Here is a 21,867-nt window from a genome sequence, read left to right as displayed (position 1 = left end):
GTGTCGAACTGGCCTCTACTCAGTGTCCTCATCTGGCTGCCGATCATCGGTGGCGCCCTGATCCTTGCGATCCGTGATGCACAGACTGCCCGCTGGGCGTCGCTGGGCGTCGCGGTGCTCACCTTCGTTGCAAGCCTCTCGCTGCTGAGCGGCTACAACGCGGGCATCGACGGCCTGCAGTTCGTCGAGACCCATGCCTGGATCCCGGCGTACAAGATCGGCTACAACCTGGGCGTGGACGGCATTGCCGTGGCGCTGATCCTGCTGACCACCCTGGTCAGCGTGCTTGCCCTGATCGGCGCCTGGAGCGCCATCGACAAGCGCGTCAACCAGTACGTGGCGGCCTTCCTGATCCTGGAAGGCGTCACCGTCGGCATCTTCGCCGCGACGGACGCGATGCTGTTCTACGTGTTCTTCGAAGCCATGCTGATCCCGATGTTCCTGATCATCGGTGTCTGGGGTGGCCCGCGCCGCATCTACGCAGCATTGAAGTTCTTCCTGTACACCTTCCTCGGCTCGGTGCTGATGCTGGTGGCGCTGATCTACCTGTACATGAAGGGCGGCAGCTTCCAGCTGGCCGACCTGTACGCGCTGCCGCTGTCGGCCAAGGAACAGACCTGGATCTTCTTTGCCTTCCTGATCGCCTTCGCGGTCAAGGTGCCGATGTTCCCGGTCCACACCTGGCTGCCGGACGCCCACGTGGAAGCGCCGACCGCCGGTTCGGTGATCCTGGCCGCCATCGCCCTGAAGATCGGTGGCTACGGCTTCCTGCGCTTCAACCTGCCGATCGTCCCGGACGCGTCGCAGGAATGGGCCTGGCTGGTGATCGCGCTGTCGCTGATCGCGGTGATCTACGTCGGCCTGGTCGCCCTGGTGCAGGACGACATGAAGAAGCTGATCGCCTATTCGTCGATCGCGCACATGGGCTTCGTCACCCTGGGCACCTTCATCGCCCTGTGGCTGGTGCGTGAAGCCGGCAACGCCGATGCTGCCCGCCTGGGCCTGCAGGGCGCCATGGTGCAGATGATCTCGCACGGCTTCGTGTCCGGTGCGATGTTCTCCTGTGTCGGCGTGCTGTACGACCGCATGCACAGCCGCCGCATCGCCGATTACGGCGGCGTGGTCAACGTGATGCCGTGGTTCGCCACCTTCGCCATGCTGTTCTTTATGGCCAATGCGGGCCTGCCGGGCACCAGCGGTTTCGTCGGCGAGTTCATGGTCATCCTGTCGGCCTTCCAGCGTAATCCGTGGATCGCACTGGGCGCGGCCACCACCCTGATCATCGGCGCCGCCTACACCCTGTGGCTGTACAAGCGCATCTTCTTCGGCGAAGTGGCCAACAGCCACGTGGCCGAACTGAAGGACATCAACGGCCGCGAATGGCTGGTGCTGGGCGTGTTCGCCATCGGCGTGCTAGCCCTGGGCATCTACCCCAAGCCGCTGACCGACCTGATGGAGCCCTCGATCGCGAAGCTGGCGATGCAGATCGCATCCAGCAAGCTGCTGTAATTCCAGGATTTGATGATGACCACCTCGCCGCTGCTGCCATTGACCGCCGCTGACCTGCCACCGCTCGCTCCCGAGCTGGTGCTGATCGGCAGCGCCTTCGCCCTGATGATCCTCGACCTGTTCGTCAGCAACCGGAGCAAGATCGTCACCCACCTGTTCTCGCTCGCTGCGCTGGCCGTGGTGCTGTTCATGCTGGCCACCGGCGTGGGCGGGCAGGGCGAGGTCTTCCATGGCATGTTCGTGCGCGATACCGCCGCGGACGTGATGAAGACCGGGATCGTGCTGCTCAGCGGCCTGACCCTGGTCTACGGCTGGCGCTACCTGCGCGACCGCAACCTGTTCCAGGGCGAGATCCCGGTGCTGATCCTGTTCGGCACCGCCGGCATGATGATCCTGGTCTCGGCGGGCAGCCTGCTGATGGTCTACCTGGGCCTGGAACTGCTGGCGCTGTGCTCCTACGCGCTGGTTGCCAGCAACCGTGAGAACGGCCTGGCCTCGGAAGCGGCGATGAAGTACATCGTGCTGGGTTCGCTGGCTTCTGGCCTGCTGCTGTACGGCATGTCGCTGATCTACGGCGCCACCGGCAGCCTCCACCTGGACGTCATCCGCGAGGCCATCCCGCACTCGGAAGAGCGCGTGCTGCTGATCACCGGTGCGGTGTTCATGATCGCCGGCGTCGCCTTCAAGCTGGGTGCCGCGCCGTTCCACATGTGGCTGCCGGACGTGTACCAGGGTGCCCCGGCACCGATCGCACTGTTCATCAGCTCGGCGCCGAAGCTGGCCGCCTTCGGCATGGCCTACCGCCTGCTGGAAATGGGCGTGGGCCCGCTGTCGACCGAACTGCAGCTGCTGATCGCCGGCCTGGCCGCGGTCTCGCTGGTCATCGGCAACCTGATGGCCATCGCGCAGAGCAACCTCAAGCGCATGCTGGCGTTTTCCACCGTCTCGCACATCGGCTTCCTGCTGATGGGCATTGCCGGTGGCGGCTCGCAGGGCTATGCCGCCGCACTGTTCTACGCACTGGCCTACGCCATCATGTCGACCGCCGCCTTCGGCGCGATCATCGCGCTGTCGCGTGCCGGCTTCGAAGCCGAGAACATCGAAGACTTCAAGGGCCTCAATGCCCGCAATCCGTGGATGGCCGGCCTGGTGCTGTGCATCATGGCGTCGCTGGCTGGCATCCCGCCGTTCCTGGGCTTCTGGACCAAGCTGGCGGTCCTGGGCGCGGCCGTCAACGGTGGCCTGCTGTGGCTGGCCATTCTCGGCGTGCTGTGTGCCGTGGTCGGCTGCTTCTACTACCTGCGCGTCATCAAGGTCATGTACTTCGATGAGCCGGTGGGCGAGGCCATGCCGCGCAGCAACGACCGCGTGCTGGGCCTGGTGCTGGGCGTGAACGCGCTGGCGCTGCTGGCGCTGGGCCTGGCATGGAACCCGATCATGGTCTGGTGCCAGCAGGCATTTGCGCATCTTGCATAAAAGTTGACACAAAGCTGCGCGATTCGTGTAATATGCGCAGCCTGAGTTGTCACTGCAGCGGTTCAGCCAGAACATCGTTGCGGTAGCCCTCCTCGAAAGAGCAGGGCAGCAGTTCAAACACTTCCGGTGCGGGGTGGAGCAGTCTGGCAGCTCGTCGGGCTCATAACCCGAAGGTCGCAGGTTCAAATCCTGCCCCCGCTACCAACACATCGAATCGGCGCCAACCAGTTCGATGAATGAGGAAAAGCTTGCAGGTTTTGAAGTTATGCCTCATAATTCCGCTCCTGATGCGGGGTGGAGCAGTCTGGCAGCTCGTCGGGCTCATAACCCGAAGGTCGCAGGTTCAAATCCTGCCCCCGCTACCAAGTAAAGAGATCGCCTTCGAAGTCCTGCTTCGAGGGCGTTTTTCTTTGCGGCTCTGGTTGATCCGCCGGGCCATGCCCGGCGAGCGAAGCGGCCGGTTTCAGGCGGGTCCAAGCCTTGCACCAGCGCGGTGCAGTCGCTATCATCAGCGGCCTAGCAATACCCCTGAAGGCGGCCTCCCAGCGGGAGTCCGGACCCGGAAGGAGGGCCGCAACCGGCAGGCACTGCAGGTTGCAACCGGAATCCAGTCACCGGAGTCTTTCCGGAAAAGGGGCCCAGCGGGCCCTTTGTCGTTTCCGGGGCGTCATGTTTCCATGCCGGCCAAGGCCGGCACCCAACCAAGAGATCAAGGCAGGCTGTGAGCGACAAGGCAACCGACATCGCGAATCTGCTCGCCCCGACCGTTGTGTCGCTGGGCCTGGAGCTGCTGGGCGTTGAGTATCTGCCGGCCCCCGGCGGTGCGACCCTGCGCCTTTACATCGACGTGCCGCTGGCTGAACAGCCCGAGCGCATCATCAATGTCGACGACTGCGAGCGGGTCAGCCGCGAAGTGTCGGCACAGATGGACGTCGAAGACCCGATCAGCGGCAACTACACGCTGGAAGTGTCTTCGCCGGGCGTCGATCGTCCGCTGTTCAACCTGGAGCAGTTCGGCCGTCACCTCGGCGAAATGGCCAAGGTCACGCTGAAGCTGCCGCAGGACAACCGTCGCCGCCTGCAGGGCCGCATCGAAGCCATCGACGAGACCGCAGGTGCCATCACCTTCATCGTCGACAAGGCCGAAGTGGTCGTGTCGGCCGACAACATCGACAAGGCACGGATCATGCCCGACTGGGTGGCGCTGGGGCTGGCCCCGAGCAAGCCGACCGGTCCGGCACCGAAGCGTCCGAAGCCGAACAAGAATTCTTCTTCCAACGAGCCGGCGGCAAAGAAGCCGCGCGCGGAGTGAGCCAATGAGCAAGGAACTGTTGCTGGTAGTCGACGCAGTCGCCAACGAGAAGGGCGTGCCGCGTGAAGTGATCTTCGATGCCATCGAGGCCGCCCTGGCCTCGGCAGCGAAGAAGCGCTATCCCGACGAGGAAGTGCTGACCCGCGTGGTCATCGACCACAAGGATGGCAGCTACGAAACCTTCCGCCGCTGGGAAGTGGTGGCCGATGACGTGGTCATGGAATCGCCGGACCGCCAGATCCGCCTGATGGACGCCGTCGATGAAGCCGAAGGCGTGGACGTCGGCGACTACATCGAAGAGCAGATCGAGAACCCGGACTTCGGCCGCATTGCCGCCCAGGCCGCCAAGCAGGTCATCGTCCAGCGCGTGCGCGAAGCCGAGCGCCAGCAGGTCGTGGATGCGTGGAAGGATCGCGTGGGTGAGCTGATCACAGGCGTGGTCAAGCGCGCCGAGCGCGGCAACATCTATGTCGACCTCGGTGGCAACGCCGAAGGCTTCATCCCGAAGGACAAGGGCATTCCGCGCGACGTGCTGCGCGCCGGTGACCGCGTGCGCGGCTACTTGGCCGAAGTCCGTTCGGAACCGCGTGGTCCGCAGCTGTTCATCAGCCGCGCCGCCCCGGAATTCATGATCGAGCTGTTCAAGCTGGAAGTGCCGGAAGTCGGCCAGGGCCTGGTGGAAATCAAGGCCTGCGCCCGCGATCCGGGCGACCGCGCCAAGATCGCCGTGCTCGCCCACGACCAGCGCACCGATCCGATCGGTGCCTGTATCGGCATGCGCGGTTCGCGCGTGCAGGCCGTGTCCAACGAGCTCAATGGCGAGCGCGTGGACATCGTGCTGTGGAACGACAACCCGGCCAACTTCGTCATCAACGCGATGGCGCCGGCCGAAGTGCAGTCGATCATCGTCGATGAAGACAAGCATTCGATGGACCTGGCCGTTGCCGAAGACCGCCTGGCCCAGGCGATCGGCAAGGGCGGCCAGAACGTGCGCCTGGCCAGCCGCCTGACCGGCTGGCAGCTCAACGTGATGACCCAGGACCAGGTCACCGCCAAGTCGGAGGCCGAGCAGGCTTCGGCCCGCCAGCTGTTCATGGACAAGCTGGAAGTGGACGAAGAAATCGCCGGCATCCTGGTGAGCGAAGGCTTCGGCACCGTCGAGGAAATCGCATATGTCCCGGTCGGCGAACTGCTGGCCGTGGAAGGTTTCGACGAAGACATCGTCGAAGAGCTGCGCGCTCGTGCCCGCGATGCGCTGCTCAATGAGGCCCTGGCAGTCGAGGAAGGCCTTGAAGACGGCCAGCCGGCGCAGGACCTGCTGTCCCTGAAGGGCATGGACGAAGCCACCGCGTATGCGCTGGCCGGCCACGGCGTGCGCACCAGTGAGGACCTGTCCGATCTGGCCGCCGACGAGGTCATGGACTTCGGCATCGAAGGGCTGGATCAGGCGCGCGCCGCTGCGCTGATCCTGGCCGCACGTGCCGAGGAGATCGCCCGACTGGAACGCGGCGAATGAGCCGGCAATGAACAGGGCCCTGAGCCGCTCAGGGCGTAGAATCCGCGCCACCTCCAGATGCGGGGGGGCGCCCACAAGATCATAGGATCCGAATGTCGCAGCAAACCACCATCCGCAAGCTTGCCGAACTGGTCAACACGCCGGTCGAAAAACTGCTGGAACAGCTGGCCGGTGCCGGCATGAAGTTCAGCGGTCCCGACCAGGTCGTGACCAGCACCGAGAAGGTGAAGCTCCTGGGCTTCCTTCGTCGTTCGCACGGCAAGCCCGAGCAGGCCCCGGAAGAAACTGATCAGTCTGCAAAGAAGATCACGCTCAACCGCCGGAAACAGCAGGAAGTGACGGTCAGTTCCGGTCGCAGCAAGACGACCGTGAATGTCGAGGTGCGCCAGAAGCGTACCTACGTCAAGGATGGTGCTCGCGCCATGACCCCGGACGAAGAGCGCGCCGACATCCTGCGCAAGCTGGAAGAGTCGCGTGCGCGCAACCTTGCCGAACAGCAGGCCCTGGCCGAGAAGGATCGTCTGCGCGACGAAGCCATCGTCCGTGCCCGTGAGGAAGAGGTTGCGGCCAAGGAACGCGCAGAGGCCGAGAAGAAGGCCGCCGAGGAAGCTGCGGCCGCCGCCAAGGCTGCCGAGGCTCTGGCTGCCAGCAAGCCCAAGCGCGCTCCGATCGATGAAACCGCGCCGCGCCCGCCGCGTGCTCCGGCCGCCGCTCCGGCTGCGCCGCGCAGCGCTCCGCCGCCGCCGCGCAACGACGACCGCAACAACCGCAGCGCGCCGCGCAACGAGCGTGGCCCGGGCGACCGTTTCGCCGGCCAGATGCACCTGTCGGCTGCCGACCGCGCGCGTCGTGGCAACAGCAACAACAGCAACACCCGTGGTCGTCCGGGCGGGCGTAACCAGGCCGGTGGCCGTCGCGACATGTCGCGCGGTGGCAACAATGCAGGTCCGCACGCCTTCGAGCGTCCGACCGCGCCGGTGGTGCGTGAAGTGGCGATCGGCGACACGATCACCGTGGCCGACCTGGCGCAGAAGCTCGCGCTGAAGGGCGGTGAGGTGGTCAAGGCGCTGTTCAAGATGGGCGTGATGGCCACCATCACCCAGTCCATCGACCATGACACCGCCGCGCTGGTGACCGAAGAACTCGGCCACAAGGCCATCCGTGCCAACGACAACGACGCCGAAGACGCGCTGCTGGCCTCGACCGGTGAAAACCAGGGCGAAGCCACCCAGCGTCCGCCGGTGGTCACCATCATGGGCCACGTCGACCACGGCAAGACCTCGCTGCTGGATTACATCCGCCGCACCAAGGTCGCCACCGGCGAAGCCGGCGGCATCACCCAGCACATCGGTGCCTACCACGTGGATACGCCGAAGGGCGTGATCAGCTTCCTGGATACCCCGGGCCACGCGGCATTCACCTCGATGCGTGCGCGCGGCGCCAAGCTGACCGACATCGTGGTGCTGGTCGTGGCCGCCGATGACGGCGTCATGCCGCAGACCAAGGAAGCGATCCAGCACGCCCGTTCGGCGGGTGTGCCGCTGATCGTGGCGATCAACAAGATCGACAAGTCCGACGCCGACCCGATGCGGGTCAAGAACGAACTGCTGTCCGAGCAGGTCGTGGCCGAAGACTTCGGTGGTGACACCCAGATGGTGGAGATCTCGGCCAAGACCGGCCTGGGCATTGACGACCTGCTGGACGCCATCTCGATCCAGGCCGAACTGCTGGAACTGAAGGCCGTCGACGAAGGCCGCGCTTCGGGCGTGGTGATCGAATCGTCGCTGGACAAGGGCCGTGGCCCGGTCGCCACCGTGCTGGTGCAGCAGGGCCGCCTGAAGAAGGGCGACTACCTGGTGTGCGGCATCCAGTACGGCCGCGTGCGTGCGCTGTTCGACGAAACCGGCAAGCAGCCGGAGTTCGCCGGCCCGTCCATCCCGGTGCAGGTCCTGGGCCTGTCCGGCGTGCCGGAAGCGGGTGATGACTTCGTGGTCGTCGAGGACGAGCGCCTGGCCAAGGACGTTGCCCAGCAGCGTGAGACCAAGCGCCGTGAATCGCGCCTGGTCGCCACCGCCGGCAGCCGCATGGAAGACATCATGGCGACCCTGGGCAAGGGCGAGGGCCAGCAGGTCCTCAACCTGGTCATCAAGGCCGACGTGCAGGGTTCGGTGCAGGCGCTGAGCCAGGCACTGGTCGCGCTGTCCAACGAAGACATCCGCATCAACGTGATCCACTCCGGCGTGGGCGGCATCACCGAATCGGACGCCAACTCGGCGGCCGCTTCGAAGGCCACCGTCATCGGCTTCAACGTGCGTGCGGATGCTTCGGCCCGTCGCATCATCGAATCCAACGGCGTGGACCTGCGTTACTTCTCGATCATCTATGACGTGATCGACCAGGTGAAGCAGGTGGCTTCCGGTCTGCTGGGCGTGGAGATCCGCGAAGAGATCATCGGTATCGCCGAGGTCCGCGACGTCTTCCGCAGCTCCAAGCTGGGCGCCGTGGCCGGCTCGATGGTCATCGAGGGCGTGGTCAAGCGCAACAAGCCGATCCGCGTGCTGCGCGACAGCGTGGTGATCTTCGAGGGCGAGCTGGAATCGCTGCGTCGCTTCAAGGAGAACGTCGAGGAAGTCCGCAACGGTACCGAGTGCGGTATCGCGGTGAAGGCCTACAACGACGTCAAGCCGGGTGACCAGATCGAGTGCTTCGAGCGTATCGAAGTGCCGCGCACCCTGTAATTGCTGCAACGGACCAGCCCTCACGGGCCGGTCCGCCCCCTGGTGGGGCCCGATCAAGGTCGGGCCGCTCCTCCTGGTAGGACCCGACCTTGGTCGGGTCACATTTGAATCGAGAGCCCGACCGCGTGCCCAAGACTTTCCATCGAACCGACCGTGTCTCCGCCCAGCTGCGCCGTGAACTCGGCACCCTGGTGCACAACGCTGTGCGCGAGCACGGGTTGCCCTCGGTGAGCGTGTCCGACGTGGAAATCACCCGCGACATGGCTCATGCCAAGGTATTTGTCACCGCGCTGATGCCGGAACGTTCGGCTGAAGCCGTGGCCGGCCTGAAGGAGCTGGGCTATCGCCTGCGCATGGACCTGGCCCGTGCGATGAAGCTGCGCCACGTGCCGGAGCTGCATTTCCACTACGACGACTCGGTCGACCGTGGTGAGCACATCGACAACATCCTGCGCGATCTGCCTGATACGTTGGCCGCTGAGAAGCGTCGCGAGAGCGACGAAGAATAACCGCGCGACGCCGGGCATGCCCGGCGTTGTTGCATTCCGGCTGCGCGATGTCTGATGCAGACCGCGCTGCAGCAGTCGAGCATGGCTCGACTCTACAAAATCCTGTCATGACCCGAATTCAGTTCCGCCGCCTGGATGGCATCCTGCTGCTCGACAAGTCGACCGGCATGAGCTCCAACGCCGCCCTGCAGGTGGCCCGTCGCCTGTTCCGTGCCGAAAAGGGTGGCCATACCGGCAGCCTCGATCCGCTGGCCACCGGCCTGCTGCCGCTGTGCTTCGGCGAGGCGACCAAGATTGCCGGACTGTTGCTCGGCTCGGCCAAGGCCTACGACGCCGAGATCGTGCTGGGCCAGACCACCGATACCGACGATGCCGAAGGCCAGGTGCTGCTGCAGCGCCCGGTGCCGGCCATCAGTGCCGAAGCGCTGCAGGCCGCACTGGCGGCGCTGACCGGCAACATCCGCCAGCGTGCCCCGATCTATTCGGCGCTGAAGCAGGGCGGTGAGCCGCTGTATGTGAAGGCCCGCCGTGGTGACGTCATCGAAGCGCCGGAGCGTGAGGTGCAGGTGCATGCCATCGAGGTGCTGGAGCAGCAGCCCGAGCGGTTGCGGCTGCGCGTGACCTGCGGCTCCGGCACCTACATCCGCAGCCTGGCCCGCGACCTGGGCGAGGCGCTGGGCTGCGGTGCCCACATCAGCGCGTTGCGCCGGCTCTGGGTCGAGCCGTTCCGCGAGCCTGCCATGGTCACGCTGGACCAGCTGCGGGCGATGGTCGAGGCCGGTGACGAGGCCTGCATGGATGCGTTGCTGCTGCCGCTGGCGGCCGGCCTGGCTGAATACCCGCGGGTCGACCTGGACGCCGACCAGGCCCATCGGTTCTGCGTCGGCCAGCGCCAGCGCGACCTGTCCTGGCCGCGGGGCCTGGTGGCCGTGTTCGGTCCGGACGATGCTGTCCAGGGCCTCGGCCAGGTCGACGACAGTGGCCTGCTGGCCCCGCAGCGCCGTTTCAACCTCTGACCGGGGCCTGCCGGTTCAGCCCCGGTCCTTGTCCCGGGAGCCCCCGACCGTTACAATTTCGCGGCCGTTTTCCGGCAGCCTGCCTCTCGCAGGTTTCATCCTCGTAGTCCACGGCGAGCCTGGCGGTGCGCGAAGCGCGTTCCTGCCGGCCACGCATCACAGAGAAAAAGAAATGTCGATCGACACCCAGAAGGTCATTGAAGACAACAAGCGCAGCTCGGCTGACACCGGCTCCCCGGAAGTCCAGGTTGCACTGCTGACCGCCCGCATAGAACTGCTGACCGGCCACTTCAAGACCCACAAGAAGGATCACCACAGCCGCCGCGGCCTGCTGCAGATGGTCAACCGCCGTCGCAGCCTGCTCGACTACCTGAAGAAGAAGGACGTCGAGCGTTACAAGGCCCTGATCGAGAAGCTTGGCCTGCGTCGCTAAGCAACGAATCCCCCGCGGCGCAGCGATGCGCCGCGGTTTTGTTTTGTAGCACCGCAATCCCCGATTCAGGCCGGAACGATCCGGCCACCCGCTGGCGGCAAGGGTCGCCGACGGTCCAAATTCGCAGACAGCATCCCCAAGGACACCCTCCGTGGCAAAAATCACCAAAACCTTCCAGTACGGCAAGCACACCGTCACGCTTGAGACCGGCGAAGTCGCCCGTCAGGCCAGCGGCGCCGTCATCGTCAAGATGGACGACACCGTACTGCTGGTCACCGCCGTCGCCGCCAAGAGCGCGCGCGAAGGCCAGGACTTCTTCCCGCTGACCGTCGATTATCAGGAAAAGTTCTACGCCGGCGGCCGCATCCCGGGTGGTTTCTTCAAGCGCGAAGGCCGTGCGACCGAGAAGGAAACCCTGATCTCGCGTCTGATCGACCGTCCGATCCGCCCGCTGTTCCCGGAAGACTACAAGAACGAAGTGCAGATCATCGCCACGGTGATGTCGCTGAACCCGGACGTGGACGGTGACATTCCGGCCCTGATCGGTGCTTCGGCTGCCCTGGCCCTGGCTGGCACCCCTTTCATGGGTCCGATCGGCGCGGCCAAGGTCGGTTACAAGAACGGTGAGTACATCCTGAACCCGACCGTCAGCGAACTGGCTGACTCGCAGCTGGAGCTGGTCGTCGCCGGTACCTCCAACGCCGTGCTGATGGTTGAATCCGAAGCCGCGCTGCTGTCCGAAGAAGTGATGCTGGGCGCCGTGACCTTCGGTCACCGCGAAATGCAGAAGGTCATCAACGCGATCAACGAGCTGACCGTCGAAGCCGGCACCAAGCCGTCGACCTGGGAAGCCCCGGCCAAGAACGACGCGCTGATCTCCGCCCTGAAGGAAGCCATCGGCCCGCGCCTGGGCGAAGCCTTCCAGGTGCGCGACAAGCTGCAGCGCCGCGACGCCATCTCGGCGATCAAGAAGGACGTGGTCGAAACCCTGGCTGGCCGCGTGGCCGCTGAAGGCTGGAACCCGGCCGAGCTGTCGAAGGAATTCGGCGAGCTGGAATACCGCACCATGCGTGACTCGGTGCTGGACACCAAGGTCCGTATCGACGGCCGTGCGCTGGACACCGTCCGCCCGATCGCCGTGAAGACCGGCGTACTGCCGCGTACCCACGGTTCCTCGCTGTTCACCCGCGGCGAAACCCAGGCCATCGTGACCATCACCCTGGGCACCGCCCGTGATGGCCAGGTCATCGATGCCGTTGCCGGTGAGTACAAGGAAAACTTCCTGTTCCACTACAACTTCCCTCCGTTCTCGGTGGGTGAGTGCGGCCGCATGATGGGCCCGAAGCGCCGCGAAATCGGCCACGGTCGCCTGGCCAAGCGCGGCGTGCTGGCTGTCATGCCGTCGCTGGAAGCCTTCCCGTACACCATCCGCGTCGTCTCGGAAATCACCGAGTCGAACGGTTCCTCGTCGATGGCATCGGTCTGCGGTTCGTCGCTGGCCCTGATGGACGCCGGCGTGCCGGTGAAGGCGCCGGTTGCCGGTATCGCCATGGGCCTGGTCAAGGAAGGCGAGCGTTTCGTCGTCCTGTCCGACATCCTGGGTGACGAAGATCACCTGGGCGACATGGACTTCAAGGTGGCCGGTACCGCTGAGGGCATCTCCGCCCTGCAGATGGACATCAAGATCGAAGGCATCACCGAAGAGATCATGAAGCAGGCCCTGCAGCAGGCCAAGGCTGGCCGTCTGCACATCCTGGGCGAAATGGCCCACGGCCTGACCGCTCCGCGTGAAGAGCTGTCGGACTACGCGCCGCGCCTGCTGACCATCAAGATCCACCCGGACAAGATCCGCGAAGTGATTGGCAAGGGTGGCTCGACCATCCAGGCCATCACCAAGGAAACCGGCACCCAGATCGACATCCAGGATGACGGCACCATCGTCATCGCTTCGGTCAATGCCATCGCTGCCCAGGCCGCCAAGGCCCGCATCGAGCAGATCACCTCGGACGTCGAGCCGGGCCGCATCTACGAAGGCAAGGTCGCCAAGATCATGGACTTCGGTGCGTTCGTCACCATCCTGCCGGGCAAGGACGGTCTGGTCCACGTGTCGCAGATCTCCAGCGATCGCGTCGAGAAGGTCGGCGACGTGCTGAAGGAAGGCGATGTGGTCAAGGTCAAGGTGCTGGAAGTCGACAAGCAGGGCCGTATCCGCCTGTCGATGAAGGCCGTGGAAGAAGGCGACGCCGTCAGCGCCGAGTAATCGACCTCCGGTCGATTACGGTAGGTGTCAACCTTGGTTGACACGCTCCTGGAATCGCTGAAATGAAAAAGCGGGCTTCGGCCCGCTTTTTCTTTGCCTGGAATCCTGTGGATGAGGACCGTTGGTCCTTGCACTTACGCGTCTTCTTCGTCCTCCCCCAGCCACCAGACCTGGCCTGGCTCCGGGTCGCCCATCGGGTGCTCGCGCTGTTCGATGGCCTCCAGCACCCGGCCGGGGGCTGTAGCGACCCACACCGCCATGAGCTTTTCCACCGCAGCCCGGCTCTGTGCGGCCACGCCGAGGTCACGTTCGCGTCTCCATTGGTCTTCATCTGGCGCCTCGTCACCATGCTGGTGCGGCGTGCCGTAGCTGCAGCGGCGGCACAGCCGGCGCACGGTGGCCGTCCAGTCCTCGACCATGCCGATGCCAGGCAGGGTGATGGCTTCCAGGGCAGCGATGTCATCGGCCGAATCGCACTGCACGAACACGGTGAAGGTCGCCATGTCCGATGCCTGCAGGCGCTGCATGGCATTGAACACCGGCACCTGGCGCTCGCCGTAGGTGCGATGGCCGGTTGATGCGCCGTCGTGCAGCACGATGTCGCCGAAGCGGAAGCCGCTTTCGGGCAGCGGTACGTTGTCGATGCGTGCACGCACCGGATCAATGCGGCTCATGTACACCACCTCGGCGTCGGACCATGGCGCCAGGCGCACGCAGGCCACGCCGAAGTGGCCCTCGATCGGGCCCTCGCCTTCGGGCAGGGTGATGCCACAGCGGGCCCACTGGCGCCGTGCTTCGGCCCAGTTGCCCATGCCGGTGGCCGCGATGCCGGCATTCCAGGCGGTGGCGACATCGAACTCGCCGCGCAGCTGCTCCGATTGCAGGTTGTCCTGCAGTGAGGCAGCCCAGTCGCGCAGGTACTTGTGCGCCAATCCGCGCATGTAATGCAGGTACGGTACTTCGGGGGCGAGTGCGATCAGCTCACCGAACAGCGCCACCGCCTGCTGCAGGTCGCCCTCTCGGAAGGCGGCGTAGGCGCGTGCCTCCAGGGCCTGGCATTCGTCGAGGGTTTCGTCGTCCAGCAGGTCGCCGTCGTCGAGGTTGTCGTGGTCGGTGCTCATGTCCATGCGCGGTTGAAGGTCCGCGGCTACCTTAGCCGATGCGCGAGCCCGCGAAGGCGGCGTCGGCGTGTGTCCTGCTGCAGTGCATGAGGGTCGTTGCATGACTGGCGTGTTGTCGTCATCCGGCGGGATGCACTTGTCCACTGGACGACATGCCACGACAACCGTCCCACAGCCCCATCCGTTTGCTAACGTGGCTGCGCCTTCGAACCGGGAGATCCCATGTTCCGCCAGACCGTGGCTGCCCTTGCCGTGCTGATTGCCGGTGCCTTGCCCATTGCCGTGCATGCGGCACCCGCGCAGCCGCCGATCTTCGGTGCCTACTACCCCGGTGGTTCGGCCGAGCGCTACCCGGTGTCGAGCATTCCGGCCGAGCGCCTCACCCACCTGTTCTACGCGTTCTCCACCATCGAGGACGGGCGCTGCACGATCGGTGCGGAAGCGCCGAAGAACTTCGCGGCGCTGGCCGAGCTGAAGAAGGCGCACCCGCATCTGCGCACGTTGATTTCGATCGGTGGCTGGGGCGCAGGTGGATTCTCCGATGCAGCGCTGACCGAGGGCAGCCGCAAGCGCCTGGTCGACTCATGCATGGCGCTGTTCTTCGATCGTCATGCTGGCAGTTTCGATGGCGTGGACATCGACTGGGAGTTCCCGGTCAGTGGCGGGCCGAAGGAGCTGGCACACCGTCCGCAGGACCGCGCCAATCTGACCCGGCTCGCGCAGGCGTTCCGCGTGGCCCTTGATGCGCATGGCCGCAAGGCGGGGCAGCCGATGCTGTTGACCGCCGCACTGGCCGCCGGTCGCCTGCAGACCGATGGCCCCTACGATCCAGCCGCAAGCTATGACCTGCCGGCGCTGGCCAAGGTGTTCGATTTCATCAACCTGATGAGCTACGACATGGGCACCGGCTTCTCGGCGGTGTCGACGTTCAATGCGCCCCTGCATGAAGTGCCGACCGATCCGCTGGCGCCGGAACTGCGGCGCTGGAACAACGTCGCCGGTGCGGTGCAGTACTACCGCGAGCACGGTGTGCCGGCCGACAAGCTGGTGCTGGGTGTGCCGTTCTACGGGCGTGGCTTCAAGGTCACCGGCGATGCGCCGGATGGGCTGTACCAGTCCTACAGTGCACCGGCCGATGCCGGCGACTGGCGCGTGATCAAGGCGCGCTATCTCGACCAGCCGGGCTGGACGAAGCACTGGCAACCACAGGCGCAGAGCCCGTGGCTGTACAACGCCGAGCAGAAGGTTTTCATCAGCTATGAAGACCCGCGCTCGATCGGCCTGCGTGCGCAGTTCGCCCGCGAGCAGGGCCTGGCCGGCGTCTTCATGTGGGAGCTGACCGGCGACGACGAACAGGCCAGCCTGCTCAACGCCATGCTGGGCCCCTGGCAGAAGGCACGCATCGGCGATTGAGCTGCATCAGGCGATGTCCGGCGCAACGCCGCAACGCCATCGGCCCGACCCCGCACAGCATGTCCATGCCCGCAGCGCTACGCTGCGGGCATGATCCATCTCGAACGCCTGGACCATCTGGTCCTCACCGTCGCCGACATCGACCGCAGCTGTGATTTCTACCAGCGCGTGCTCGGCATGCAGGTCGTGCGCTTCGGCGCCGGTCGTACCGCACTGCAGTTCGGCCAGCAGAAGATCAACCTGCATCCGGCCAGCGCCCCGCTGCAACCGCATGCGCTGCGGCCCATGCCGGGCAGCGCCGATCTGTGCCTGGTCACGCGCACGGCGACGCCCGATGTGCTGGCCCACCTGCAGGCGCAGTCCGTTGCAGTGGAGGAGGGGCCGGTGGCACGTACTGGCGCGCTGGGGCCGATCGAATCGGTGTACTTCCGCGACCCTGATGGCAACCTGATCGAAGTGAGTCGTTACCCGGATCCGGCGGACCTTCGGTAGCGCCGGGTCATGCCCGGCGACGGCTCAGTTGGCCCAGACGCTGTTGGGATCGCCGTTGCGGGCGCGGCGTTGGCTGGCCACAGCCAGGCGGGCGAAGCCGAAGGCCATGGCCAGCGCGATGGCATCGACCCAGAACAGCGGCCAGTGGCCACGCGCAGCAGCACGCCACAGCCAGTCACCATTGAGCGCGCCATGCAGGATCGGCACCAGCGCGGTGCTGATCGCCGCCGCCCACAGCAGTTCGCGTGCCGCCTGCGCCGGGCGTCGCAGCGCGGCCCACAGCGCACAGGCCGCCCAGCTGCCGAAGCAGGCCCAGCGGATGCCGTGGTCGACCGCGGACGGTGCCAGCCGCTCCAGCACCAGTGCGGTGACGAACGCCACCGAAATCGCAACGCACAGCCCGATGCAGACGCCGACCGTGGCCCGTGCCATGTTCACCCCGGCACGCGGTTGCTGTGGCTGGCGACGCTTGCGCCGCGATTCGATCCACAACAGGTTGCCGGAGTAGAACAGGAAGGCACCGCCAAGGCCGAGCAGGAAGTACAGCCAGACCACCACACCGTTGCCGAACTCGCCGAAGTGCAGGGCATAGGCCGCGCTTAGCGTGGCGTGGTTGGCGTCGCGCTGGCCGGGCAACTGCGAGGCCAGAACGTTGCCGGTGGCCACGTCCAGTGCCACCGCGCCGAGCGGGCCGAGCGTGCCGGTGGATTCGCCGGTGATCTCGATGGTGGCGTTGGCATCGCCGGCGTTGGCCAGCTTCAGGTAGGCCGGTTCGAAATTGGCCACGCCCTGTGCGCGGGCCACTTCAAGCGCGCGTGCATGCAGCACGCGCAGGCTGCCCGGCGGTGCCGGGATGCCGCTGGCGTCGCGCACAGGCGCGGTGTCCATTGCGGTCGGTACCGCCTGCAGGGCCTTGCCGTCGTAGATCAGCGGGTTGAGCAGGGCCATCTGCACGAACACCAGGCAGAGCAGGGCGCCGGTCACCGCGAACATCAGGTGGAAGGGCAGGCTGAGCACGCCGATCACGTTGTGCGCGTCCTGCCACAGTTGTTTCAGGTTGCGGCCCGGACGCAGTGCGAACAGATCACCGAACAGCTTTGGCAGGTGGATCACCAGGCCGCTGAGCAGTGCCATGCCATACAGCAGGCTGACGATGCCCATCACGTAGATGCCGGCCACCGGCAGGCCGAGGCTGTAATGCAGTTCGTTGACCAGTTCGGCCAGCCCGGTCTGTGGCGGCGTCGGGCTGCCGGCGATCTGTCCCGGCCAGGCGTAGCGCCAGCTGCCGTCATCGGCCTGCCAGTAGGCCAGTGGCTGCGGGTGTTCGGTGCCGGGGAAGGTCATGCCGACGTGGCGGCGCGCTTCCGGATGCGCGGCAAGCACGTCTTCCAGCAGGTACTGCGCGTCGTCCAGGCCGGCGGGGAGTGCGGTGGCTGCACCGGGCGTCTGCCACAGCGGCAGGTCGTGGTGGAACAGGGTCAGCGCACCCGCGTAGAAGGCCACGAACAGGCCGAAGCCGGCAACCAGGCCGACCCAGGTGTGCAGGGTGGTGAACGTGCGCAGCGTCTGCGAACTGAACTTCATGGGAAAGGTCTCATTGCACCGCGCCGGTCAGGCGCAGCAGCCCGAGCACGGCAAAGCCGGCGGCGGCGCTGCCGGCCAGCACCAGCCAGGCGCGCAGCGCGCTGCGGAAACTGAACGCCCACAGGGCGGCCAGCATCCACAGCGGGATGAAGGCGATGAGGGTCGGCACCAGTGCCCGTTGCCACGGGCCGGGCGGCAGCCACGCCAGCAGGCCGGTGACGGCGGCGGCGAGGAGGAAGCCGGCGATGATGCCGGCAAGGGCACGCGGCCACATCAGGGCGACTCCGTACCGGGGCGGTGCCAGGCCGCCAGCGCCGGCAGCAGCATGGCGGCCAGCATCCAGGTGCACAGCATCGCCACCAGGCCGGCGGCAAAACCAAGCTCGGCCATCCACAGCCACAGCGCGGCGGCAGCGGCGACCAGGCCGATCTGGCGGCCAAGGCGGCCGGCACGGCGCAGGCGCGGCCAGCGGCAGTGTGGCGAGGCGGCATAGAAGGCCAGCGCCGAGAACATCGCCGCCAGCATGCCCAGGCTGCAGAAGCCGAGCGTGGAAAGGCCGACGGTGATCATCGCGGGCGGCCAGCGTGGCAGCGGGCCGGCGAACGCGGGGCACGGGCGGGGCCGGCGGGAGCCGGTCGGAGCGGGTGGCGCATCACGGGGTCCTGGGGGAAAGCGGGCAGGCTGGCACAGGGCGGCCTGCGCCGACATGGTAATCATTGCAATTTCACGCCGCCAGCGAGACCCATTCAGCGGACCGTACGGTAGCCCTTGGGCTTTCCGCCGGGCTGGTTTAAGATCATCGCAGAACCCTGACTGGAACAAGGTGGCCCGCGCCCAGCGCCGGCCGAGCGTGCGACATGAGCACTACCACTGCCCACTGTTGACCTGCCCCCGAAGGCCCTGTGTTCCAGGCGCCCTCGCGGCGCTTTTTTATTGCCCGGGCGCCGCCCCGGGAACGCTTTCCAGCCCGCCCCGCGGGCCCCGCACGAAGCCACTGCGATGATCAACATTACTCTTCCCGACGGCAGCCGCCGCGAATTCGAAAATCCCGTCAGCGTCATGGAGGTCGCCCAGTCGATCGGCGCCGGCCTGGCCAAGGCCACCATCGCCGGTGCCGTGGATGGCGTGCTGGTCGATGCCAGCGACGTCATCGACCACGATGCCAGCCTGCGCATCATCACCGCCAAGGACGAGGAGGGCGTGGAGATCATCCGCCACTCCTGCGCCCACCTGGTCGGCCACGCCGTCAAGCAGCTGTACCCGGACGTGAAGATGGTGATCGGCCCAGTGATCGCCGAGGGCTTCTACTACGACATCTACTCCGAGCGCCCGTTCACCCCGGACGACATGGCCGCGATCGAGAAGCGCATGGGTGAACTGATCGCCCAGGACTACGACGTCATCAAGAAGGTGACGCCGCGCGCCGAAGTGATCGAGATCTTCAAGGCCCGTGGCGAGGACTACAAGCTGCGCCTGATCGAGGACATGTCCGACGACATCCAGGCGATGGGCATGTATTACCACCAGGAATACGTGGACATGTGCCGCGGCCCGCACGTGCCGAACACGCGCTTCCTGAAGGCCTTCAAGCTGACCCGCATCTCCGGCGCCTACTGGCGCGGTGACGCGCAGAACGAGCAGCTGCAGCGCATCTACGGCACCGCCTGGGCCGACAAGAAGCAGCTCGAGGCGTACATCAAGCGCATCGAAGAAGCCGAGATGCGCGACCACCGCCGCATCGGCAAGCAGCAGGACCTGTTCCACCTGCAGGAAGAAGCGCCGGGCCTGGTGTTCTGGCACCCCAAGGGCTGGGCGCTGTGGCAGGTGGTCGAGCAGTACATGCGCAAGGTGTACCGCAAGACCGGCTACGGCGAAGTGCGCTGCCCGCAGATCCTGGACGTGAGCCTGTGGCAGAAATCCGGCCACTGGGACAACTACCAGGACGCGATGTTCTTCACCGAATCGGAGAAGCGCACCTACGCGCTCAAGCCGATGAACTGCCCGGGCCACGTGCAGGTGTTCAACCAGGGCCTGCACAGCTACCGCGACCTGCCGATCCGCTACGGTGAGTTCGGTGCCTGCCATCGCAACGAGCCGTCCGGCGCGCTGCACGGCATCCTGCGCGTGCGTGGTTTCACCCAGGACGACGGCCACGTGTTCTGCACGGAAAACCAGGTCGAGGCGGAAGTGACCGCGTTCCACCAGCAGGCGCTGGCGGTCTACCAGCACTTCGGCTTCGATGAGATCCAGGTCAAGATCGCGCTGCGTCCGGAATCGCGCCTGGGCGATGACGCCACCTGGGACAAGGCCGAGGGCGCGCTGCGCTCGGCACTGTCCAGCAATGGGGTGGAGTGGCAGGAGCTGCCGGGCGAGGGCGCCTTCTACGGCCCGAAGATCGAGTACCACCTGAAGGACGCGATCGGCCGTACCTGGCAGCTCGGCACGATGCAGGTCGACTTCATGATGCCGGGCCGCCTGGGCGCCGAGTACGTGGACGAGAACAGCCAGAAGAAGCACCCGGTCATGCTGCACCGCGCCATCGTGGGCTCGATGGAGCGCTTCCTGGGCATCCTGATCGAGCACCATGCCGGCCAGTTCCCGACCTGGCTGGCGCCGACCCAGGTGGTGGTGGCCAACATCACCGACGCCCAGGCCGAGTACGTCTCGGGCGTGACCAAAACCCTTGCGGAGCAAGGCTTCCGCGTCAGCTCGGATTTGCGTAACGAGAAGATCGGCTATAAAATCCGCGAGCATACGTTGCAGCGCGTGCCCTACCTGCTGGTCATCGGTGACCGCGAGAAGGAAAATGGGGCTGTGGCGGTGCGTACGCGTTCTGGCGAAGACCTGGGCAGCATGAGCCTGCAGGCCTTCATCGAGCGGCTCCAGGCCGAGGGCGCGTAAGCAAAGGTCCGGTCCGGGGGCACAGGCACCCGGACCGGTTCGATACCCTTGGGAGAACGTAATATCAGCACCCCTGACAACAAACAGAACCGCAAGAATCAGGAAATCCGTGTGCCGCGCGTCCGCGTGATCGGCAGTGACGGAGAAATGATCGGCGTGTTGTCGCGCGACGAAGCGCTGTCCATGGCCGAAGATGAAGGCCTGGACCTGGTCGAAATCCAGCCGCAGGCCGATCCGCCGGTCTGCAAGATCATGGACTTCGGCAAGTTCAAGTTCGAAGCGCAGAAGAAGGCCAGCGAGGCCAAGAAGAAGACCAAGCAGGTCGAGATCAAGGAAGTGAAGTTCCGTCCGGTCACGGACGAGGGCGACTACCAGATCAAGCTGCGCAAGATGCGCGGGTTCCTCGAAGATGGTGACAAGATCAAGGTCAACATCCGTTTCCGTGGCCGTGAAATGAGCCACCAGGAACTGGGCCGCGAAATGGCCAACCGGATCGAGACCGATCTGGGCGAGGACATCGTCATTGAATCCCGTCCGCGCCTGGAAGGGCGTCAGATGGTCATGATGATCGCGCCGAAGAAGAAGACCTGAGACCTGACGGGCCGCCTTCCGGGGCGCCTGGCTGAATGGTTCAGGGTAAAGGGACGCCATGGGCGTCCCTTTGCTTTTGCAGGAAGCCGGTGAATTGCCGGCGAAAGGGTTGCAGGGGCTGGTGGCAGGGCGGTTTTGCCTGTATCATGCCCGGCTCGACCCACCCAGGACGGGTCGTACGCCGATCATGGCAGGACGGAAAGAGCGGCCCAGGCCGCCGCCAGATCAGTCAGAAACCAGGGTCATACCCCATCAAGGACATTGCAATGCCCAAGATCAAGACCAACCGGGCAGCGGCCAAGCGTTTCCGCAAGACCGCCTCGGGCAAGTACAAGTGCGGCCACGCCAACCGTAGCCACATCCTCACGAAGAAAGCGACCAAGCGTAAGCGTAATCTGCGTCAGACGGGCCATGTCCGTGCAGAAGACGCAGGCCGTCTGGACCGCATGCTCCCTTACCTCTGAGGAACTGAAAAATGGCACGAGTTAAGCGTGGCGTACAGGCGCGTCGCCGCCACAAGAAGATTCTGGATCTCGCCAAGGGCTATTACAACGCCCGTCGCAAGGTCTTCCGCGTCGCCAAGCAGGCGGTCATCAAGGCACAGCAGTACGCCTACATCGGCCGTAAGCAGAAGAAGCGCAACTTCCGTTCGCTGTGGATCACCCGTATCAATGCGGCTGCCCGCATCAACGGCCTGAGCTACAGCCGCTTCATGAACGGTCTGCTGAAGGCCGGCATCACCCTGGATCGCAAGGTCCTGGCTGACATCGCCGTGCACGACGCAGCCGGCTTTACCGCGCTGGCCGAAAAGGCCAAGGGCGCGCTGGCGGCATAAGTCCTTCCCGATGCCGTAACCGTTCACTCGGAACGGTGTCAGGTCAAGGCAATGCATGGGGAAGGGCGCAAGTCCTTCCCCATTCTTTTTTGGGTCCCGGCGAGGCCATGGCGGCAGCGCGGGGACGGCGGTGGCGACAGGGGTCGGCCCTTCGCGCATCG

The 21,867-nt window shown here is 65.6% G+C and carries 19 protein-coding genes and 2 tRNA genes; 17 read left to right on the top strand and 4 right to left on the bottom strand.

The window, feature by feature from the left end; translation table 11 throughout:
• The 11 genes from ACZLHH_RS16535 to pnp all read left to right on the top strand — a co-directional run bounded on the left by ACZLHH_RS16535 (position 1) and on the right by pnp (position 12,769).
• Positions 1-1,509: an NADH-quinone oxidoreductase subunit M gene (locus tag ACZLHH_RS16535; RefSeq protein WP_005410452.1), complete on the top strand. Its 1,509-nt coding sequence runs from the start codon at positions 1-3 to the stop codon at positions 1,507-1,509.
• A gap of 15 nt (positions 1,510-1,524) precedes the next feature.
• Complete coding sequence (gene nuoN, locus ACZLHH_RS16530) at positions 1,525-2,985, top strand: NADH-quinone oxidoreductase subunit NuoN (RefSeq protein WP_180844538.1); 1,461 nt, start codon at positions 1,525-1,527, stop codon at positions 2,983-2,985.
• 127 nt (positions 2,986-3,112) lie between these two features.
• Positions 3,113-3,189: transfer RNA gene (locus ACZLHH_RS16525), tRNA-Met, on the top strand.
• An 84-nt stretch (positions 3,190-3,273) separates the two neighbouring features.
• Positions 3,274-3,350 (top strand) — tRNA-Met (locus ACZLHH_RS16520).
• A 356-nt stretch (positions 3,351-3,706) separates the two neighbouring features.
• The gene (rimP, locus tag ACZLHH_RS16515; RefSeq protein ID WP_164080648.1) at positions 3,707-4,297 is read left to right on the top strand and encodes a ribosome maturation factor RimP; all 591 of its coding nucleotides are present in this window, start codon (positions 3,707-3,709) and stop codon (positions 4,295-4,297) included.
• 4 nt (positions 4,298-4,301) lie between these two features.
• Positions 4,302-5,813 carry a transcription termination factor NusA gene (nusA, locus tag ACZLHH_RS16510; RefSeq protein WP_005410449.1) on the top strand — a complete coding sequence of 504 codons (1,512 nt, stop codon included), beginning with the start codon at positions 4,302-4,304 and terminating at the stop codon, positions 5,811-5,813.
• Positions 5,814-5,905: 92 nt separating this feature from the next.
• Positions 5,906-8,551, top strand: coding sequence for a translation initiation factor IF-2 (infB, locus tag ACZLHH_RS16505; protein ID WP_032128650.1), 2,646 nt, complete (start codon positions 5,906-5,908; stop codon positions 8,549-8,551).
• Positions 8,552-8,676: 125 nt separating this feature from the next.
• Positions 8,677-9,060, top strand: a complete 384-nt coding sequence (gene rbfA, locus ACZLHH_RS16500; RefSeq protein WP_005410447.1) for a 30S ribosome-binding factor RbfA — start codon at positions 8,677-8,679, stop codon at positions 9,058-9,060.
• A 107-nt stretch (positions 9,061-9,167) separates the two neighbouring features.
• Positions 9,168-10,076, top strand: a complete 909-nt coding sequence (gene truB / locus ACZLHH_RS16495; RefSeq protein WP_180844537.1) for a tRNA pseudouridine(55) synthase TruB — start codon at positions 9,168-9,170, stop codon at positions 10,074-10,076.
• Between the two features lie 172 nt (positions 10,077-10,248).
• Positions 10,249-10,509: a 30S ribosomal protein S15 gene (rpsO, locus tag ACZLHH_RS16490; RefSeq protein ID WP_005410445.1), complete on the top strand. Its 261-nt coding sequence runs from the start codon at positions 10,249-10,251 to the stop codon at positions 10,507-10,509.
• 151 nt (positions 10,510-10,660) lie between these two features.
• Positions 10,661-12,769, top strand: a complete 2,109-nt coding sequence (gene pnp, locus ACZLHH_RS16485; protein WP_032128652.1) for a polyribonucleotide nucleotidyltransferase — start codon at positions 10,661-10,663, stop codon at positions 12,767-12,769.
• 134 nt (positions 12,770-12,903) lie between these two features.
• Here the strand turns inward: pnp and ACZLHH_RS16480 are convergent, their stop codons facing one another.
• Positions 12,904-13,890, bottom strand: a complete 987-nt coding sequence (locus tag ACZLHH_RS16480) for a tetratricopeptide repeat protein (protein ID WP_258014071.1) — start codon at positions 13,888-13,890, stop codon at positions 12,904-12,906.
• Between the two features lie 222 nt (positions 13,891-14,112).
• Here ACZLHH_RS16480 and ACZLHH_RS16475 point away from each other — a divergent pair, with 222 nt between their 5' ends.
• Both ACZLHH_RS16475 and ACZLHH_RS16470 read left to right on the top strand, forming a co-directional pair.
• Positions 14,113-15,303 (top strand): glycoside hydrolase family 18 protein, encoded by a 1,191-nt coding sequence (locus ACZLHH_RS16475; RefSeq protein ID WP_180844535.1) that lies wholly within the window; start codon positions 14,113-14,115, stop codon positions 15,301-15,303.
• 90 nt (positions 15,304-15,393) lie between these two features.
• Positions 15,394-15,795: a VOC family protein gene (locus ACZLHH_RS16470; protein WP_180844534.1), complete on the top strand. Its 402-nt coding sequence runs from the start codon at positions 15,394-15,396 to the stop codon at positions 15,793-15,795.
• 24 nt (positions 15,796-15,819) lie between these two features.
• Here ACZLHH_RS16470 and ACZLHH_RS16465 read toward each other — a convergent pair whose 3' ends face one another.
• The 3 genes from ACZLHH_RS16465 to ACZLHH_RS16455 are packed head-to-tail and all read right to left on the bottom strand — an operon-like array spanning position 15,820 to position 17,949.
• Positions 15,820-17,379 (bottom strand): PepSY-associated TM helix domain-containing protein, encoded by a 1,560-nt coding sequence (locus ACZLHH_RS16465; protein ID WP_049401220.1) that lies wholly within the window; start codon positions 17,377-17,379, stop codon positions 15,820-15,822.
• Between the two features lie 10 nt (positions 17,380-17,389).
• Entirely contained in the window at positions 17,390-17,653 is a 264-nt protein-coding gene (locus tag ACZLHH_RS16460) for a membrane protein (protein ID WP_032128657.1), read from the bottom strand.
• On the bottom strand, positions 17,653-17,949 hold the full coding sequence (locus ACZLHH_RS16455; protein WP_005410439.1) for a hypothetical protein: 297 nt from the start codon (positions 17,947-17,949) through the stop codon (positions 17,653-17,655). Before ACZLHH_RS16455 ends, ACZLHH_RS16460 begins: the two co-directional genes overlap by 1 nt.
• A gap of 429 nt (positions 17,950-18,378) precedes the next feature.
• Between ACZLHH_RS16455 and thrS the strand changes: the two genes are divergently transcribed.
• From thrS to rplT, 4 genes are all read left to right on the top strand, one after another.
• The gene (gene thrS / locus ACZLHH_RS16450) at positions 18,379-20,280 is read left to right on the top strand and encodes a threonine--tRNA ligase (protein WP_049401217.1); all 1,902 of its coding nucleotides are present in this window, start codon (positions 18,379-18,381) and stop codon (positions 20,278-20,280) included.
• 48 nt (positions 20,281-20,328) lie between these two features.
• Positions 20,329-20,871 (top strand): translation initiation factor IF-3, encoded by a 543-nt coding sequence (gene infC, locus ACZLHH_RS16445; RefSeq protein ID WP_005410437.1) that lies wholly within the window; start codon positions 20,329-20,331, stop codon positions 20,869-20,871.
• Between the two features lie 266 nt (positions 20,872-21,137).
• Positions 21,138-21,335, top strand: coding sequence for a 50S ribosomal protein L35 (gene rpmI / locus ACZLHH_RS16440; protein ID WP_005410436.1), 198 nt, complete (start codon positions 21,138-21,140; stop codon positions 21,333-21,335).
• 11 nt (positions 21,336-21,346) lie between these two features.
• Complete coding sequence (rplT, locus tag ACZLHH_RS16435; RefSeq protein ID WP_006380762.1) at positions 21,347-21,706, top strand: 50S ribosomal protein L20; 360 nt, start codon at positions 21,347-21,349, stop codon at positions 21,704-21,706.
• Positions 21,707-21,867: the final 161 nt, after the last annotated feature.

The sequence above is a fragment of the Stenotrophomonas sp. 28608_Sma genome (assembly GCF_056486185.1).
This window is presented reverse-complemented; position numbering and strand designations above follow the sequence as displayed.